Source organism: Pseudovibrio denitrificans JCM 12308, from assembly GCF_001310815.1.
Lineage (GTDB): Bacteria > Pseudomonadota > Alphaproteobacteria > Rhizobiales > Stappiaceae > Pseudovibrio > Pseudovibrio denitrificans.
On sequence record NZ_BAZK01000005.1, the window covers coordinates 41,350 to 58,957 of the forward strand.

Annotated in this window: 16 protein-coding genes and 1 pseudogene; 9 read left to right on the forward strand and 8 right to left on the reverse strand. The window is 49.2% G+C overall.

Annotation, left to right across the window (positions count from 1 at the left end; translation table 11 throughout):
* Window positions 1-28: 28 nt before the first annotated feature.
* From JCM12308_RS29265 to JCM12308_RS29270, 3 genes and pseudogenes are all read left to right on the forward strand, one after another.
* Window positions 29-5,233, forward strand: a complete 5,205-nt coding sequence (locus JCM12308_RS29265) for a DUF5801 repeats-in-toxin domain-containing protein (protein ID WP_208978341.1) — start codon at window positions 29-31, stop codon at window positions 5,231-5,233.
* A pseudogene (locus JCM12308_RS31370) lies at window positions 5,233-5,364 on the forward strand (hypothetical protein); the annotation flags it as partial. The gene JCM12308_RS29265 and the pseudogene JCM12308_RS31370, both read left to right, overlap by 1 nt.
* 18 nt (window positions 5,365-5,382) lie before the next feature.
* Window positions 5,383-8,556 carry an Ig-like domain-containing protein gene (locus JCM12308_RS29270; RefSeq protein WP_208978342.1) on the forward strand — a complete coding sequence of 1,058 codons (3,174 nt, stop codon included), beginning with the start codon at window positions 5,383-5,385 and terminating at the stop codon, window positions 8,554-8,556.
* A 280-nt stretch (window positions 8,557-8,836) separates the two neighbouring features.
* On the opposite strand, the gene JCM12308_RS29275 is transcribed toward JCM12308_RS29270, so the two are convergent.
* The 8 genes from JCM12308_RS29275 to JCM12308_RS07355 form a co-directional block, all read right to left on the reverse strand.
* On the reverse strand, window positions 8,837-10,267 hold the full coding sequence (locus JCM12308_RS29275) for a BON domain-containing protein (protein ID WP_208978343.1): 1,431 nt from the start codon (window positions 10,265-10,267) through the stop codon (window positions 8,837-8,839).
* Between the two features lie 2 nt (window positions 10,268-10,269).
* Window positions 10,270-10,848: an FHA domain-containing protein gene (locus tag JCM12308_RS29280; RefSeq protein WP_208978344.1), complete on the reverse strand. Its 579-nt coding sequence runs from the start codon at window positions 10,846-10,848 to the stop codon at window positions 10,270-10,272.
* Window positions 10,849-11,027: 179 nt separating this feature from the next.
* Window positions 11,028-11,318: an EscF/YscF/HrpA family type III secretion system needle major subunit gene (locus JCM12308_RS07335; protein ID WP_014286176.1), complete on the reverse strand. Its 291-nt coding sequence runs from the start codon at window positions 11,316-11,318 to the stop codon at window positions 11,028-11,030.
* 27 nt (window positions 11,319-11,345) lie between these two features.
* The gene (locus tag JCM12308_RS07340) at window positions 11,346-11,585 is read right to left on the reverse strand and encodes an EscE/YscE/SsaE family type III secretion system needle protein co-chaperone (protein WP_054783317.1); all 240 of its coding nucleotides are present in this window, start codon (window positions 11,583-11,585) and stop codon (window positions 11,346-11,348) included.
* A gap of 34 nt (window positions 11,586-11,619) precedes the next feature.
* Window positions 11,620-11,859: a helix-turn-helix domain-containing protein gene (locus tag JCM12308_RS29285; RefSeq protein WP_208978345.1), complete on the reverse strand. Its 240-nt coding sequence runs from the start codon at window positions 11,857-11,859 to the stop codon at window positions 11,620-11,622.
* Window positions 11,825-12,403 carry a cyclic nucleotide-binding domain-containing protein gene (locus JCM12308_RS07345; RefSeq protein WP_208978346.1) on the reverse strand — a complete coding sequence of 193 codons (579 nt, stop codon included), beginning with the start codon at window positions 12,401-12,403 and terminating at the stop codon, window positions 11,825-11,827. Before JCM12308_RS07345 ends, JCM12308_RS29285 begins: the two co-directional genes overlap by 35 nt.
* 372 nt (window positions 12,404-12,775) lie before the next feature.
* Window positions 12,776-13,150, reverse strand: coding sequence for a CesT family type III secretion system chaperone (locus JCM12308_RS07350; protein WP_054783318.1), 375 nt, complete (start codon window positions 13,148-13,150; stop codon window positions 12,776-12,778).
* A gap of 66 nt (window positions 13,151-13,216) precedes the next feature.
* Window positions 13,217-14,503 (reverse strand): HrpJ domain-containing protein, encoded by a 1,287-nt coding sequence (locus JCM12308_RS07355; protein ID WP_054783319.1) that lies wholly within the window; start codon window positions 14,501-14,503, stop codon window positions 13,217-13,219.
* A gap of 212 nt (window positions 14,504-14,715) precedes the next feature.
* On the opposite strand from JCM12308_RS07355, the gene JCM12308_RS07360 reads away from it, so the two are divergent.
* The 6 genes from JCM12308_RS07360 to JCM12308_RS07375 all read left to right on the forward strand — a co-directional run bounded on the left by JCM12308_RS07360 (window position 14,716) and on the right by JCM12308_RS07375 (window position 17,603).
* Window positions 14,716-15,114 (forward strand): hypothetical protein, encoded by a 399-nt coding sequence (locus JCM12308_RS07360; RefSeq protein WP_054783320.1) that lies wholly within the window; start codon window positions 14,716-14,718, stop codon window positions 15,112-15,114.
* A 15-nt stretch (window positions 15,115-15,129) separates the two neighbouring features.
* The gene (locus tag JCM12308_RS29290; protein WP_208978347.1) at window positions 15,130-15,435 is read left to right on the forward strand and encodes a hypothetical protein; all 306 of its coding nucleotides are present in this window, start codon (window positions 15,130-15,132) and stop codon (window positions 15,433-15,435) included.
* 146 nt (window positions 15,436-15,581) lie between these two features.
* Entirely contained in the window at window positions 15,582-16,358 is a 777-nt protein-coding gene (locus tag JCM12308_RS29295) for a hypothetical protein (RefSeq protein ID WP_208978348.1), read from the forward strand.
* Window positions 16,343-16,765, forward strand: coding sequence for a hypothetical protein (locus tag JCM12308_RS29300; protein WP_208978349.1), 423 nt, complete (start codon window positions 16,343-16,345; stop codon window positions 16,763-16,765). Before JCM12308_RS29295 ends, JCM12308_RS29300 begins: the two co-directional genes overlap by 16 nt.
* A gap of 77 nt (window positions 16,766-16,842) precedes the next feature.
* Complete coding sequence (gene sctX, locus JCM12308_RS07370) at window positions 16,843-17,223, forward strand: type III secretion apparatus assembly protein SctX (protein WP_008546577.1); 381 nt, start codon at window positions 16,843-16,845, stop codon at window positions 17,221-17,223.
* Window positions 17,224-17,282: 59 nt separating this feature from the next.
* Entirely contained in the window at window positions 17,283-17,603 is a 321-nt protein-coding gene (locus tag JCM12308_RS07375; RefSeq protein ID WP_208978350.1) for a hypothetical protein, read from the forward strand.
* Window positions 17,604-17,608: the final 5 nt, after the last annotated feature.

Here is a 17,608-nt window from a genome sequence, read left to right on the forward strand (position 1 = left end):
TGTTCAGCTGAATGCCAAACTTACACTGATGGTCGGCATTGCTGATGGCCGTCCGGTTATTGGTTTGATCCTGAACAGTGAAACTGGTGAGTTTGCTGTGTTGCAGGCGGACCAGTTGGATCACGTTACCGGTGATGGTGAGAATACTGCGCTTCAGCTCAGTGATGGTTCCACGATTGATGCCATCGACTTCGGTTCCGTGATTGTTGCGACAGACGGGGACGGGGATACCGTTGATCTGGATGGCAAGCTGAATGTGACCGTTGTTGATGATGTTCCAGAACCACATATCTGGGTGGATGATCATATTCGCATCGATGAGACTGAAGGGCCTCATAGCGATAACATTCCGCCTTGGTTCGGCTTTAACACATTCAAAGACGTTGATAGCATAGGCAGTGACCCAGACCTGAGTAGCCCGATCTACGCGCGCAATGATGTTCTGGACTTCCATAGACATGTTGGTGCTGATGAGCGTGGCAGCCATGAACTCGTGTTCCGCATTGATGATGCTACGTCTGGTTTGACCACGACAGAAGGTGAAAAGATTACGCTTACTCTGGAAGACGGCCAGATTGTTGGCCGTGTTCCAAGTGGAGAGGCAGCGTTTGCGATCCACCTGCATCAGAACGGCAATGTTTCAATGGTTCAATACATGTCCATTAAACATCCGGATACCGACTCTTCCGATGAGCACGTCTCGCTTGATGGAAAAGTCACCGCGGTCCTGACGGTTACAGATGAAGATGGTGATGCGGTTTCAACTGAGATTGCTGTTGGTGACCTGCTGACGTTTGATGATGACGGTCCGCGCGTAACCAATCAGCAGCGGGATGTCACCATTGATGAAGATGACATCGATACGCCTCTGTCTACCGGCACCAGTCCTGATTATTGGGGGATTGAGGGTGACGGCAACTGGACTGACTTCTGGACTGGTTCCGCAATTAACACCGGTAATTTACAGGGTGTTGTTGATTTTGGTGCTGATGGAGATGCTGGCTCGGGTTCCTTCACCTTTGCGGATGATGCAGCACAACAGTTGACAGATCTGGGGCTGACCTCAGATGGAGATGCTGTTGAGTTTCAGAGTGTCCAGCTGAATGCCAAGCTCACGTTAATGGTCGGCATTGCTGATGGCCGTCCGGTAGTCGGTTTGATCCTGAACAGTGAAACTGGTGAGTTTGCAGTGCTGCAGGCCGACCAGTTGGACCACGTTACAGGTGATGGTGAGAATACCGCGCTGCAGCTCAGTGATGGTTCCACGATTGATGCCATCGACTTTGGTTCCGTGATTGTTGCGACAGATGGAGACGGGGATACTGTTGATCTGGATGGCAAGCTGAATGTGACCGTTGTTGATGATGTTCCAGAGCCTCAGATCTGGATTGAGGATTACATTCGTATTGATGAGACTGAAGGTGACCACAGTGACAATACTGATAATACTGCAGTCGCGCAGTTGTTTGATGGTGTTGCCAACAAAGGTGCAGATCTCGATCTGACCGGTCCAATTTTCGCTCATTATAGTGTGCTTGGCGGCGATCTGAATATTGGTGCGGATGAGCACGGCAGTTACGAGGTTACTCTTGAAATCTCTCAGGATGGTGTCTCATCTGGCCTGTATACGACTGGAGGCTTAGCTGACGGCAAGGAAATCTTCTTGTTCGAAGAAGACGGGATGATTGTTGGCCGGATTGAAGACGGCAATGGTCGACCTAATGGTGAAGCTGTTTTTGCCATTCACGTTCATCAGACTGGTGAAGTCTCAATGGTTCAGTACATGTCCATTGAGCATCCGGATACTGACTCTTCCGATGAACACGTTTCGCTTGATGGAAAAGTCACCGCGGTCCTGACAGTCACCGATGAAGATGGGGATACTGTCTCAACTCAGGTTGAGATCGGTGAATATCTGACGTTCGACGATGATGGTCCGCACATCGGGGAGTTTGTCACCACTGGTGAGACTGTTGAGCTGGATGAGACAAGCGGTTTGCAGCATGATGAGGTTAATGCTGCTCCAGATTCTGATATTCGTGCATTGTTTGCTGCGTTTGAGAATGACGCTGCTGCTGATCCGGACATGGAGACGATTTTTGCCCAGCAGCAGGGTGTTCTGGATGCTGAGATCTTTGGAGGGGCTGACGGTGTCAGTGATGTTGCCGTTACTCTGGAGATTGCTACAGAAGGTCTGAACTCTGGATTGCAGACGACTGAAGGTGTTCCGATCAACCTTTACACAGAGGGCGATCTGATCGTTGGTCGTGCGGGTGACGGTGATGCGGCTGTAATCTTTGCTGTTTCCATCGATGACAATGGAACGGTCAGTGTGGTTCAATATGCTTCACTTGAACATACTCAGCCGGGTCAGGACGACAGTCTTGATCTTGGTGATCTGATCGTTGCTCGTCTGACCATTACAGATGGTGATGGTGATACAGACACAGCAACTGCTGTGATCGGCGGCAAGATCATCTTCCATGATGATGAACCAAATGCCATCCGTTCGGGTTCTCAGATTGTGGTGGATGAGGCAGCTGATCTTGGAGCTGTCGTCTCTGGCCAATTGCAGTTTGAAGAAGGTGCTGATGGTGCGACAGTTACTGGCGCTCACTTCCGCAATTCTCAGGGCTATGTCCGTCGCTATGACATGGAAGAACCTCAAGGGCAGCGTGGCGATTTCCTGACTGTGGGTGGTGAGAAAATTGTCCTTTCCAGCACTACGGATGCAAGTGGTATCATCACACTTGTAGGCGCGACCGAAACGAGTGGTAGCTCTGCCTTTACGGTGGTTGTTCAGCCTGATGGATCCTATGAGTTTACTCAGATACTCGGCTTTGACCATCCAGATACAGGTGAAGCTGGTAGCGACGATAGCATCGACCTGCGTCTGCGCTTTACTGTCACTGATGGTGATGGAGATACGTCGACAGCAACAGCTGTAATCTCGGTTCACGATGATGAAGTTGTTCTCACGGGTGATGCAGTCTCTGCGAAAGCAGATGAAGACGATATTATCGGTGACAGATCTGGTGTGCCGGGTAACCAACCAAATGATGGCAATGGCGATGGCTCGACCACGGGTGCCTATGACGTCAACGGCCCTGCTTATGTGACCGAAAACATTAGTAATCTCGTCGATTTTGGTAATGACGGGGGCACGTTTGTTATTGCTGATGACGCTGTTTCTACACTTGAGGGCATGGACCTGAAATCAGGTGGTGAAAAACTGTCTTATGTGGTGATTGGCAGTAAGCTGGTTGGATATCTCGAAACTACGGGAGACACAGAGTACAGTTTTGCCAATGATCATCCGGTGTTCTCACTTGAGTTGACGTCTGACAATGGTGATGTGGTCTTCAAACTGTTTGATCAGCTTGATCATGTTGCCGGCCATCTGGATAACGAACACAGCGGAGAGCTGTTGATTGATTTTGGAAGTGTCATCGACGCTGTTGATGGTGATGGCGATCGCGTCAATCTGGATGGTAAGTTTACAATCCAGATCGTCGATGATGTTCCTTACGTCGATTACAACGCTTATGAGAAGAACCTCGTTGTGAACGGTTCTTTTGAGCAGCCTGATATTGGTTCCTCATATAGCTTCTTCAGCTCTATAGATGGATGGCAGTCTACTAATGAGACTGGATTCGAGATCCATTCTGATAGCTTTAGCCAACCAAGAGATGGTGAGCAGTATCTAGAGCTGGATATGGATGCAGGTGGTGCTGTTGATGGCATCTATCAGAACATCGTTACAGAAGCAGATGCCCAGTATGAGTTGCTGTTCAGTCTGGCGGATCGTTCTGACAATGGTCCAAGCAGTGAAGTGCGTGTCCTTTGGAATGGTGTAGAAGTTGGTGTTTACTCGACTGATAGTACCGACTGGACAAACATCTCAGTTAACGTTGTTGGTACTGGCCAGGATGGCGGTGATCGCCTTGAGTTTGTTGAGGTTTCAGGTTCAAGCCAAAACAATGGACTTGGGACGTACCTGGATAACATCCAGCTTTACAAAACAGCAGGGTATGTTGATGAGGCTGCACTTGGTGGGGCCGAGCCAGTTGTTGCAACGGATTCTCTTGGCATCTCGTGGGGGGCTGATGATGCGAACACCAACACTGGTGGTGTTGGTGACCGATCCGTTGTCTTCGATACATCGAGCACCAATCCTCCAAGTGGCTTGAGTTCTGACGGTGTTCAACTGGTCTATGAGTTCAGTGCAGATGGAACCACGCTTAAGGCATTGAAAGGTGCTGGTGGAGACGAAGTCTTTACCGTGACTTTGTCTGATGCAGATGCAGGCTCTTACACCTTCACGCTTATTGGTAATCTTGATCACGATGTTGCTGGGTTTGAAGAGGAGCTACTGCTGTACTTCAGCTTTACCGCGAAAGACAGTGACGGTGATACTGCACCTGGCAGCTTCAGGGTTGTTGTAAATGATGATCTGCTTGAGATCGGATCGCCATTGGCCAGCACTGTTGATGAAGACGGGCTGCTTGTCGGTAACAAAGACAGTGCCAGCGGAGATGCAGCAGCAACCTCAGCTTCAGTTAGTGATGTCTCTCTTGATATCAACTGGGGTGCCGATGATGGTGTCCGCACTGTCACATTTACTTCCAACTCAGTGCTGCCAGCAGGGCTGACCTCTGATGGTGTGGCTCTCGTCTACACCCTTAGCCAGGGTGACACTGTTCTTACTGCGACGAAGGCTGGTTCTAGTGAAGTTGTTTTTGTTGTAACTCTTTCTGATGAGAGCGCTGGCTCTTATAGCTTTGAGTTGAAGGGCAACCTTGATCATCCAGCCGGTGCTGATGAAAATGATATCAATCTGTCATTTGAGTTTGTCGCGACTGATGGTGATGGGGATACCGCTTCTTCCAGCTTCACCGTCACTGTCGATGATGACATGCCGGTGATTGGTGCACCTGCAGATAGTGTTGTTGATGAAGATGGTCTGACAGCTGGCAATAAGGACGACGCTCCTGGTGATGCAGCTGCAACTGAAACAATGGCTGACGATGTTGCACTCAACATCAGTTGGGGTGCTGACAACGCCAACAGTGATGCTGGTGGTGCTGGTGATCGCTCTGTCACATTTGCATCCAACTCGGTGCTGCCAGCAGGGCTGAGCTCTGATGGTGTGTCTCTCGTCTATACCTTAGCCAGGGCGATACTGTCCTTACAGCGACGAAGGCTGGTTCTAGCGAAGTTGTTTTCGTTGTAACTCTTTCAGATGAGGGCACAGGCTCTTATAGCTTTGACCTAAAGGGCAACCTTGATCATCCAGCGGGTGATGATGAGAATGATATTGATCTGACTTTCAACTTTGTTGCGAAAGACAGTGACGGTGACACAGCGTCTTCAAACTTCACTGTGACGGTTGATGATGACAGCCCAGTGCTTGACGACAGCGTCTATGGCCAGAACCTTGTGGTAAATGGCTCCTTTGAGGATCCTGATATCGGTTCTAATGGGCACAAAGCAGTCGACACAATGTCTGGCTGGATGTCTACCAACGGCACCAGGTTTGAAATCCATTCCAACAGCTTCAGCCCATCTTCTGATGGAGACCAGTATCTAGAGCTGGATAAGGATGGAGCTGGTTCTGGTAAAGTAGATGGCATCTATCAGAATATCATCACAGACGCGAACACTCAGTATGAGTTGTCGTTTGACCTTGCTGACCGCGTTCATAATGGTCAGGGCAGTGACGTGAGAGTGCTGTGGAATGGTGTTGAAGTGGGCGAGGGTGTCTATTCGACAGACAGCACTGACTGGTCAAACTTCACAATTACTGTTGTCGGTACTGGTCAGGCAGGTGGAGATCGCCTCGAGTTTATCGAGTTGACTACTCCTGGTCAGAACAATGGCCTTGGCACGTATCTGGATAACATCCAGCTCCATAAAGTCGGGCCTATTGTTGACGAAGTTGATATTGAAGGCGGCTCTGCTGTTGCGAGTGATGAACTTCACATTAAGTGGGGTGCTGATGATGCGACCAGTGGCACAAATGCCAGAGCTGTAACTTTTGCGGATAGTCTTGATGGGACAGTAGCCAAAACTGATGAAAACACTGATCTGAAGTCCGCTGGTTCACCTGTCTTCCTTAAGTCATTCGGTGCTGTTCTGATTGGATACACCGATGTGGTGCCTCAGAGTGCTACAGATACTGATGACGCGGTCTTCACGGTCACGTTGTCTGGTGATGGTACCGGTGCTTACACATTTGAGTTGCTTGGACAACTGGATCATGAAGGTGCAGAAGCCGAAGACCTCTCGCTTACCTTTGATTTTGTCGCCACGGACAGTGATGGTGATGGTGATGGTGTTTCTGGTGACTTTACCGTCAACATCGTTGATGATGTTCCGACCGGTGCTGCAGATAATGCCAGCGGCGAGGAGGACGTGTCCTTCAAGATTGACGTACTGGCAAATGACAATGTTGGTGCTGATAAGGCAGCAACGATCCTCCTTGAGAATGATGGGGAGACTGCTCAAAAAGGTACTGTAGTAGTCAATCCAGATGGCACGGTGCAGTACACTTCGCCACACGAAAACTTTAATGGTTCTGATAGCTTCAGCTACGTCATTGAGGATGCTGATGGTGATCGTTCAGAAGTGATTACGGTGACTGTTGAAGTTACACCGGTGAATGATCATCCTGAACTAACTGTTACAGATGTGCAGTCCAAGTTTGACGAAAACGGAACAGGTCCGGTTGCAAAGTTCAGCGCAGCTGATATTGACGGTGATGCACTCACATACTCACTGACTGGAGATGATGCTCATCTTTTCGAAATCAGAGGTAATGAAGTTTACTTCAAAGCCGCACCTGATTTTGAGAACCCGCTGGATGTGGGGGCAGACCAAGAGTATGACTTCAACATTGTCGTAAGTGACGGCCACGAAGAAGTCAGTGAAGATATCTCTGTGTCAGTGACTGATCAGGCTGCTGAGCTTTCACTTTCTCTTTCTAGTAAGAATGTTGCCTTCTCAGTTGCAGATGATTTCAAAGGTCCTGACAACAATAATGGTCAACCAGGAGGCTACTCGGGTAGTGATGGTAGCCGGTTATGGTTGGACGGTTCTTGGCATGAAGTTGGCGACGATGACAGTTCGACAAATTACAATGGAAAGATCGTATCTAACTACCAAGACTTAGGGGACAATCTGCTTAACTATCATCTCGTGATTAAAGGTGATGGTGAGATTTCAAGATCTGTTGATCTTTCTGACATGACTGACGCAAAGCTGATTATTCATGCCGATCATGTTCTTCATGATGCTGGAGATAATTTGTTGATTGTGTTGGAGTGGGAAGATGAGAGTGGTGTTACGAAAACATACTCTACTGATCTAGCTTCCAAACAGCAGTCTCCATCTGATTTTGTAATTGATTTGTTGAATGACGTGCCAGGGTATGTGCCATCAGAAACAATCTTGAAGTTTGTCTCTGAAGATTTTGAAGCTGGTGACTACGCTCGCATTTTCAATGTTGTTATTGAAGGTCATGAGAATGTGCCTGAAACTGACTATACGACGAACTTCAAGCTTGGGGGGGCAGGGGTAGTTATCGGTGATGTTGTTGCCGTTTCTGATGGAGACAACAACGCTGCCAATAATCAGCTCTCCAGTGCTGTCATCACACTGAAGAACTATCAGCAGGGTGATGCTCTTAGCTACATTCCTCAGGGTGCTTACGCTGGTATTTCCGCTACGACAGCTGTTGTGGGTGGAAATCTGGTTCTGACCCTTTCAGGTGATGCAAGCCATGCAGCATATGTTGCAGCGATCAAGGCTATCGAGTTCAACACCTCATCAAACGATCCAGTGAGAACAATCGAAATGGTTGTCAGCAATGGTTCAGACGAGAGTGATGTTGCTACTACAACGATCAATGTGACTGAGAATACAGAGAATCCAAGCACGATCTTTGTCGACTATAACGAGCCTGCGTTCTCACAGAATAGGTTCTATGAAAGTGATCCTGAGAAGAATCCAGGATGGCATTATCGCCTGAATGGTACAGATCAAAATGACAGAATTGAAGGGCAAGGTAACTGGCATAACGATATGTCTGGTGGTGAGGGCAATGATCTTCTGATTGGCGATGATTGGCATCCTGTAAGCCATCGCAACTACTCGGATACCTTCAATGGTGGTGCTGGTTATGATCGGATGACTAGTGGAAGTGAAGATGACTTGGATACCTTCATCTTTGATGTTCTGGACGGCAGTTTCGATACGATCACAGATTTTGATGGAACTGCGCAAGGTGAAGTAGATCTTACAGTCGATCGACTGGATATCTCTGCACTTCTGAACAAAGCCTTCGGGGATGATGAGGTTGATGCTGCTGAAGCTGGGCAGTACGTGAAAGTTCAGGAAAATGGTTCTGGAAGCGACGTGCTGGTTGATGTGGATGGAACTGCCAATGGTGAGAACTGGTCGAAGATTGCTCATCTCGATAACATTAGCCAAACCGATACAATCAAAGTTGTTCTTGATGATGATGGCTCATACACTCAGGTGGATGTAGTCGCTTAATAAAAAAGGCCCGGGCTGATATCAGCCCGGGCCTTTTGCTTTTGTAGAGATAGCTACTTGGGTTTCTTCGCTTAAGGTTTTACGTTTGCCTCGCGGACAACCCAGGCCGTTTGGTCTCCATAAATCGCGACGGAATATCCTTCGTACTCACGGACTAACGCTCCCAGTTCTCCGACGGCAACGAGACGGCTGCTTTGGTCGATGGACTGGCCTTTTTTGTAGCGTTTGTTGGTGTCACTCAGAACGTAGCGTTCTCCGATCAGGCTTGCGCCGGAAACCGTCAGGATGGTGTGTTCAGATCTCTTGTCAGGAAGCTGATGAACTCTGGGTTTCGCAGACTTTCACGGATGAAGTTGGAGTAGGGCACTAAACCAAGTTTATTGCTCAGCTCCGCTTTGATCAGACAATCACGGGTTGCCGCTGGATTGACTGCTGCTTCCAGAATGTAGCGCTGACGATCTTCAGGAAACGTTGTTAGAGACAGACTTTCGCTGCTGCTCAAAATATCCAGCCAGAGCACAGTTACCGGGATCTGTGAAACGGGCACTGAGAGGTCAACTGAGCAAAGCGGTCCTTCAGACGGTGGTGTGACAAGCAGTGGCAGGAATTTCTTTTTCAGATCTTCTGGTACTGTTTTAGATTCCGCAGATTTCATCCAGGCGAGGAAGACCACTTCAGCTGCTTCATTGAGTTCCGGATCATCCAGAGCAATGCTCTGGAAGCGTGCATCAACCTTGCTTTGAGGGGTTACTTTCCCTTTTTCAACTTCTTTAGTTACGCCCTTGTCTGTTGCACCACCAACTTTTGTTGGTTCTACTTGCTTGAGCTCTTCTGGTGTCTCTGTTGGAGATGTGGAAGCCTGTGCTGAAGAAATACTGATACTACTTAGCAAGCGTTCTGTCGCTTTTTGAAGCGGTGTTGCAGGTGCATCTGGCTTGTCAGCTTCTGCGTTATCATTTTGTTTCGCGACACGACTAGAAGACTTTGTGCCGCGACGTTCTGGAGCAAAGCCATCTTGCTGTTTGATTGCGCGTGCGAGCTCAAGCACTTTCGTTTGGCGTTCTTCTACCGGTTCATTGGTCTTCGGATCTACTGCTGCAAGCAAAGGTTCTATGCCGCCATCAAAGTTGGCTTTGAGGTCAACAACTTGACCGTTTTCCTGTACCAGTTTGACCAGCGAGCGCAGAGGGATGACAGATGCGTATTGGCGGGAGTAAGAGCGCAGGAAACCTGACCAGCGATCTATGTCCTGGCTGGCAATGATGCCGCTTACTTCCAGCGTTTTGTCATCAAGGCGGAAAATGATAGTGTCATCAATCAGTGCGCGTTTGGCAAGTTTGCGGACATCCAGCAGATAGTCATCAGCGGTCTTAATCTTGGAAGTTACGCTGGAGATACCATTCAGGCCGCGCAGATCTGCAATCAACTGGTCAGCCTCAGCCTTATCCAGCACGGAGCCGCTGAGTGTCAGCTCACCGTCATCCGCGAGTGCAAAGCTCACGTTTGAACCGCGGGATTGCAGATAACCGGCGATATCCTTCTTCAGTGTTTCGATGACGCGGACGCGGAGGCGAACAGGAACAGCTGTGCGTTCTACTGCTTCAGTAATTGCGCGGCGTTGAACTGGCTCGCTGACATATCCTGTCAGGTAAATCTGATCATCCACATCCTGGCGCAGGCTTAAGCTCTCGGCGAAGGGGAGGTCAGTCAATGCTACGCGTACAGCTTCAATGCCACCATTCGGGAGAGCACTTGCGGTGCGAGGAGAAATCTTGCCGGAGCTATAAGATAGAAGCCACCAAGGACCACTGCGCTAGCAACCGTTGCAAGGGCGATGCGTTTGCGGTGTTTTGTGAGCGGCGCCATAACCGCGTCGACGTGCTTTGAGTTTTCACCTAGCAGCGAGTTAGCCGTTGAGTTTTCGGGTTTTTCGTTTTCACTTTCACCGGCTGCATTCAGTGCTTTGCTGAGTGTCGCCCATTGGGCGTTCTTCGCGCCCAGAGCGATCTTGACGACACCAATGTTTATGACATCCAGTGGTTCAATTTCGATCCACTCGACATCTCCGCTGTCAAGAGAGACGCCATTTTCGGTACGGATATCGCCAGCTTTGGCGGAGATTTCAATTTTATTGTCTTGCAAGCGCAGCTGCATGTGGCCTGCGGCGACGCTGAGGTCAGCAATCTGCAGGTCATCGTTTCTGTCGGAGCCAAGTGTATACTCACCCGGCTCGAGCATTACTTCGGCGCCAGCCTGTTGGCCTACAAGTATTTTGAGGATGAGTTTACCCATTCGCCGTCCCACCTAACAAGCGCTGGAGTTCGCAATTATGGCTGTGTTTCCAAACGCGAACGAGAAAATGCCATGAGTTGTTCAGGCTCGGTAGAACCGAGCTTGTCTCATGTGCCTGAATAAGAAGAAGGCTCTCTTATGCACGTGCTCACGCAGGCAGAAGAGAGCCTTTCAATGACTTAGGAAATGTTACGCGCGCAGGCTTTTACCATGTCTGCGTGCGCCTTCACCATGCTGGTACGTGTCTGACCCATGGTGGTGTATGTGTTCACGAGCAGCTGCAGGGTGAACATCTTTTCTGTCTCAGCCAAGTTGGAGTTCTGAGCTTCAATGATCTTGTCATTGATCTTATCCATCTCAGTCTGAAAGCGGACGCTGATGTCAAGAGCGTTCATGCCCGCTTTATTTTGCAATGCTTCGGGAGCATCAGACGTATAGGACGCTGTAATGCCTTGGGTAAAAGACGTCATGTTGACTCTCCTAATATTTGCGCGGCTCTAACTCTGTACTGGAAATTTGCGCAGGACGTCCTGAGCAGCAGTGATGCCGTTTATCACTGTCTGAATGCGTTGATAGTCAGCCTCGGTCTGAGGTTCCTCGGACTTGCGACGCATCTGAGCAGAAAGGTCTTCCAATTTTTCTCCGAGGAGCTGCGCATGATCTGATCCTTGCGAGCTTTTCAAAGCCTCTTCCAGATCGGTGACATACATCTCGTTATTGGTATTTTCGTCCTGCACGCGTCAGTCCTTTGTTTCAACGCTTACCAGCTTCTTAAAAGTTTGATTCATTATTGAGCAAGTTCCGCTCCAGCATTGTCCTATTCAGCACAGTGATAGAACGATCCTGAATTTTTATGATGCCTGCGCGTTCCCATTCTTTCAGACGACGGTTGATGTTGCTGCGTGTGCCACGAGCCATCGCGCCCAAGTCGCTCTGAGTGACGATTGCACCAGAAATGACAGACTTATCCTTCGGATCACTGCCAGCTGGAGTGCCAATAGACTCCAGCAAGCTGAGCAGAGCGTGAGCCAGACGAGCTGAAAGGCTCGGCAATGACAGGCAGCGTTGATTCGATGTAGGAGCGATAGTGTTTCGCTACGACTACAGCCAGCGCGCGGCAGATCTCTGCACTCTGTTCGTTGATGACATGAAATGCAGAACGTCTGATCTTATGAACGACAACATCTCCCAATGCGCATGCTGTGTCGGCATGTACAGATCGCTGAAATACACCCAGTTCGCCGAAGCTTTGGCCCGCAGTGATGATGGCATAAAGGAAGGTAGATCCATCTTCACGCAAGTGGCTCAAGCGAACGTGACCGCTTTCGATGATGTAGAGAAATTCAGCTTCATCTTCCTGAAGATAGATGTTTTCGCCATTTGAGTAGGTTTGACGGATCGCTGACTGCTCTAAAGATGCACATAATTCATCATTCAGCTCTTGAAACAGCGCTGCATTCTCTTTCCAGCTGCTTTCACCTGAGGATGAGGTGCCAGTATTATGAGCTTGTGATGCGCCTCTACCCAGGCTTGCATCATATACTGCCTTTTCCATAGAAATGTACCGTGACCTCTTACTTAAATAAGTGCAGCTATTTCAGAGTTTGAAGATATACTGTTCTCCGTAGAGCAAATATACTTCGTCTTGTTTTTATTATACTCTACCAATATTCCACCCCAATCTCACTTGTACACAATTGCAGAGAATTGTGCTTCAGAACACGGTTAAAACTATAATTAAGACAGCTAATAGGCGAGTCAAGTCTGACTGTCATCATCTAACTTATATTTTAATGGATATTGTTCGTATCCCTCGGGATTGTGATTTTAAGTGCGAAAAAGTCACGATTTCCCTCCGTAATGTGAACAAGTGTGAGTCATTATATGATTGAAGCTGGTGTATACCTGCACGCAGTAGTCGTAGTAATTAAAGTGAACTCAATTCACCTATTAGATAGTCGACCGTTTGTTCTAGTTTTGCAGGGCTAAGTTGTCCTGCTTCGTAAAGGACTGCTAGGTGTAACGTTCCATCTTTTGATTTTCCCGCATGCAGGTTGGTTCCGATTTCAGGCCTGAAGCCAGCTTTGGTCAAAAGTGCTTCATTTGCTGAATTTTGATCACCTGTCATAGCGCGGCCGAGGCTCACAACGATGCTGTTGCCGCTCTCGACAGGAGTAAACGTCAGCTCTCCAGATTGTGATAGGAGGTAACTCAGGCTCCCATCCGCTTGAGGAGAAAAAGGGATTTTCATATTGTTTGCGAACGCTTCCAGACTTGACTGGATAGCACTTGAAAACTGCATTCAAATCTCTCCTTTGCTTTTTCTGAACGTCGTTTGTGTTGCTGTTATTTTGCTGGCAATGAAGGCTCAATGAACACTGGTGGACCCAGCAGTGATCAGGTTGGCGTTTTCGAATGTTACGGTGTCGGATGCTGTCTGATACTGCTCTTCTTCCAGTATCGTCAGCTGCTCGGACAGAACCAGCAGTGTTTCGAGCTGTTGGTTGCGGATGTTCTCATTGGTGAGAATTGTGTCCGGAACCTCGCGGTGCAGCGCCAGCAGGTTGTTGGTGTAGTTGAGGGATGCGCTCACACCTGCAGGAGCCAATGGGGCGACGAGGCCTTGCGCATCCGCCGGTGAGGTTACCGCTTTACCCAGATAGTGGAACAGAGAGCTGGCGAGTGAGTCTGTGCCCAGCTCATCGACCACACGATTGAACTCCGCAAAGTTGCGGCCTGTCAGCTTAGTCGCGACATGGACACCTTCATAAACGGTCCGCAGGCTCTTCAGCTTGCCGAGTTCGGTCAGCACAGCTTCCAGGTGAGCTGGCTCGTCCTGAGTATCGGCAATCTCCAGTCCCTGGCTCGCTGCGGTGGTGAATAGCTCTACGACATCGTCAAATGAGGTGAGGGGCGAGCCTTCGTTTCCATTGACGTCTTGGTGCAAAGCGTGATGGCGGGCGATCAGATCATTGAACTTGTCGAAGATGACGCCGAAGTTTGCCTCACTGCGCAGCATGTCGCGGTAATGTTCACGGATGACGGCTGGGTCTGTTCCCAGATCCTCGGCTTTATCATGAGCCAGTTCTGCCACCGCGAAGCCAGCGCGGACATCTCTGCCGGTCTCACCGCTTTCCATGTATTCGCGTGCATTGAGCAGAGCACCCAGTAATGCATCATTTGCGCCGGTGTTCTCGAAATGCTCAATGGCGATTTGCAGGGCGGCGTATTGGTGTGTGACATCGCCGTCAAACTGCTGCAAAAATGCGAAGACATCCTGAGGTGTCAATTGACTGGAGCCGCCGCCAGAACTGTAGTTGTTCTGATAGTCTTGCAGCAACTGAACCAAACCTTGCAGTTTTTCCTGCGAAGGCATGTCTGGCAGTTTGTCGTAGTAGTCGGCAATCCGGGTGATCGCTTCGATGTTTGCACCCTGACCCTGACGGATTGAGCGGCTCTCCAGCGATCTCTTATCCAAGCGGGAGGAGACGGCCTGTCCCAGCTCTTCTGCGGCATCCGTCAGCTTGGATGGATTGTTAAGCTGCATAACGCGTTCAGCGCGGCGTTGACCGGTTGCTTCTGCCACCAGCGGAGCGCCGACAGGCGACTCAGCATTGTGAGTAGCAATGGTTGATCTTAAGACCTCTAAGCTCATGGCAAGTCCCCCGCTGATAATATGAATAGGTATATGTCTTTCTCATACTTCTTTTAGTGGAATTGCTTTGTGTCGGGCGGCACAAGCGGTGTCACCCATTTTGCTAATTCTGCCTTTCCTGTGGTTTCGATTTTTGGGTGTGTCGATCGGAACAGCAGGGTCTTCAGCCTCACAGCTATAGAGGGAAGATCGTGTTTTGATGGGAATGTTGTATGGCGAAGACCAGATCCAGCAAAGATGAGTTGCTTCCCCAGTTCACTGTCACTGGTGATGCGGGCGATTTGTGCTCCTATCTGGATGAGGCCTTAAGTGCTTGTAATACTAGTAGGAGCTGGCCTTCGGAAGGTGAGTGGCAGGACGTCTCTTTTCAGATGGCCGCAAGCCTTCAGGAGCTGGTGGACCTGCCTGCAGTTCAAAAAGATCCAGCTGCGCAGCGTTTGATCGGTGGCTTGCTTTCCTCAAGAAGTTTTGACGATTTTTTGCAGGGTTATGATGCGATTGCTGAGCATTTTACGAAACGCCTGAAAGATCATGAAAATGAGACTGGAGGTGCCCGTTCTCAAGCCATTAAGCCCCAACGAAATGCGGGTCGTACTCGTCTGATTTTGTGAAGTGAGGAGATGAAAATGATAAATAATGTAGGTTCAGGTTCCTCTACGCCTGTCGATCCGAATACTCTTGTCACTCCTAAAGATGATGATGCATCCAAAGCTGCTTCTGGTGGTGCAGGTGATGGTGCGCAGGAAAAAGCTGCAGCTCAGTCCGGCACATTGCAGGCTGCGGAGACGCAGACGAGTGTTTGGGATAGTTTTCTTTCCAATTTACCTGAGAATGATCCGGATTATGAGAATCCGTTGTTGTCGATTCCAGGGACGACTGCCCACGCGACAGATCCAAGTAAATACAACGCGTATGTCGATAGTGTCTGGTAGATCCTGCTGATACCGTTGCGGATGAGGATCTGCCTGCGAACTATAACAATCCGACACCGCAGCAGTTCCTGTCCTGGCATCCGGCTGTTCAGCTGCGCTATCTGCGTGACAACTTTTCTGAGGCTGATATTCAGGCAGGTCGTACTGTGATTGGTACTGGTGATAATCAGGTGGGTGTCATTCGTTCTGACGACAAGCGCAGCATTACTGTTGTGAATGAGCTGACAAAGTCACGGATTTTCCAGCACACCAAGACTGAGCAGGAGAGATTGGCAAATAATCCAATCTTTCTGACAAAGATCGCTCCATTGCTGGATTTGCTGCCAAAATCGGGTACGGATCTGGCTGCAAGTCGTACTGTCATTACGCAACAGATTGATAGGCAAATTAATGAGGTCAAGAACAAGTCTCTGACTAATAAAACTTCAAGTTCAGATCAGAATAAGTTTAATACTGACAAGCAGGCTTACATCAAGCAGTTGGAAATGCTGCGAGAAAATGTACCCAATAGCGGTATTTACGCGCCTTCTGATCTGGCTGCTGAGATGCAAGAGATCGTTAAGCGGTTTGAGCGGGCGCACGCTTACTTCGATGTGAAGACACCGCATCTGGCTAATCCGGCGCGTGATTCACGTAATGTTCTGACGCCAGACAGCAATGCATCAATTAACCGAGGGTATGCTGTATTCATCGAGCAGGAGCAGCGCATTCTGGCTATCAAGCAAGCTGAGCAGCAGATGTTGTCAGCCGGTGGTATTACGAATGCAGATGGTACGGTTTCGCGGCTGGATTTGCCTACACTCGTGGCGCTCATTCAGAATCAAGCCAGCTTGAAGCAGCAGGCGGTTATCACAATGAGGACGGAGCAGCTGACACAGTTGAATCAGTTGTCGCAAGCTATGCAGAAATGCAGCGTATTGTGAATGAGACGCTAAAGAAGTTTGTTGATACCGGAAAGGATGCGGACAAAGAAAAGCACACCATTTCTGTATCTTTCGATAATCCTAGTCAGTTCAGCACTGCTGTTGCTTACATGTTTGAAGACTATGCTTCGGCCCAGCCGCATCCAGTCGAAAAAGAGTTCAATATTACGCGCCCAACGCATGACATGATCAGCAATAGTAGCGGAAGTAAGAACTCCTTTAAGCGTACGCAGTGGGAGCGGTTTTCTACGCAGTTGAGTGATGCGGTGACTTTGTTGAACCCGCAGCTGCTGACCAACGATATCAACCAGGATAACCGTGAGCAGAACCGTTCTTATGAGCAGGCGACGGGTACGGTACGTCGTAGCTTTGATCTGAACATTCAGATCGCACGCGGCTTCTCCTAGGATACATTTATAGAGTTGGCGGTTCTGGCTTTTGTAGTCAGGGCTGCCTTTTGCTTTAACTGAGTACGGAATTCGGAATGCGGGTTGCATCAATTACAATTGGGGTGAACGAGGTCTCCAACTGGAAGGTTGAAGATCAGGTTCAGTTGCCTGAGGGCAAGAAGCTTGCTCCCGTATTCTTACCTGAAGTCCGGCCTTTGCATGAAGTGCTTCATCGTCCAACTTTGGATGAGCGGTTGCCGGCCCTGTTGTTGCCGGATCTGTCAGAGACAGACATTCTTCTTCCGACTGAGCTGAGTGAAATGCGCAAGGAGCTTCAGCGCTTGTTTGCTGCTGCTGCTCTGCGGGAGCAGGGGGAAAGAAAGCGCATCCTTAAAAGTGTTGCTGATCTACTGATGGGTGATGTCCTGCTTGATGAAGACCTGCAAGCTGCGCTTGCCATGTTGTTGCAGGGGTAGAGGTTATGGCAGCTCTTAACAGTCGGCAGCGAGATTTTTTGCTCTTGAGCGTCTACATCATGACGCAGAACTGCAAGTATGCTGAAGCTTTGACCATGGTGCAGGGCATGATGGTGATGGAGGATGACTCCAAGGAGGTTTTGCTCGCTCGCACCATCCTTCTCTTCTTGCTCAATCGGTTTGATCTGGCACTTGAGAGTTTGCGGGAGCTGGACCTGCAGGATCCGCTTGAGCAGTTTGGAAACTACACGCGCTCCGATGAGCAGTCCATGCGCCATTATATTCGGGCGCGCTGTCTTTATACGCTCCACGATGCAGACAAAGCCAAGGATGCAATTGACATCTATCTGGGCAATCGACGGCAAAAACTCTCTCAATAAAATTG

What these genes read in the sequence shown, in the direction of transcription:
- JCM12308_RS29265 (WP_208978341.1), top strand. Translation starts at nt 29, where the DNA reads ATGGTCGGCATTGCTGATGGCCGTCCGGTTATTGGTTTGATCCTGAAC.
- JCM12308_RS29280 (WP_208978344.1), bottom strand. Translation starts at nt 10,848, where the DNA reads ATGGGTAAACTCATCCTCAAAATACTTGTAGGCCAACAGGCTGGCGCC.
- JCM12308_RS07335 (WP_014286176.1), bottom strand. Translation starts at nt 11,318, where the DNA reads ATGACGTCTTTTACCCAAGGCATTACAGCGTCCTATACGTCTGATGCT.
- JCM12308_RS07345 (WP_208978346.1), bottom strand. Translation starts at nt 12,403, where the DNA reads ATGGAAAAGGCAGTATATGATGCAAGCCTGGGTAGAGGCGCATCACAA.
- JCM12308_RS07350 (WP_054783318.1), bottom strand. Translation starts at nt 13,150, where the DNA reads ATGCAGTTTTCAAGTGCTATCCAGTCAAGTCTGGAAGCGTTCGCAAAC.
- JCM12308_RS07355 (WP_054783319.1), bottom strand. Translation starts at nt 14,503, where the DNA reads ATGAGCTTAGAGGTCTTAAGATCAACCATTGCTACTCACAATGCTGAG.
- JCM12308_RS07360 (WP_054783320.1), top strand. Translation starts at nt 14,716, where the DNA reads ATGGCGAAGACCAGATCCAGCAAAGATGAGTTGCTTCCCCAGTTCACT.
- JCM12308_RS29290 (WP_208978347.1), top strand. Translation starts at nt 15,130, where the DNA reads ATGATAAATAATGTAGGTTCAGGTTCCTCTACGCCTGTCGATCCGAAT.
- JCM12308_RS29300 (WP_208978349.1), top strand. Translation starts at nt 16,343, where the DNA reads ATGCAGCGTATTGTGAATGAGACGCTAAAGAAGTTTGTTGATACCGGA.
- sctX (WP_008546577.1), top strand. Translation starts at nt 16,843, where the DNA reads ATGCGGGTTGCATCAATTACAATTGGGGTGAACGAGGTCTCCAACTGG.
- JCM12308_RS07375 (WP_208978350.1), top strand. Translation starts at nt 17,283, where the DNA reads ATGACGCAGAACTGCAAGTATGCTGAAGCTTTGACCATGGTGCAGGGC.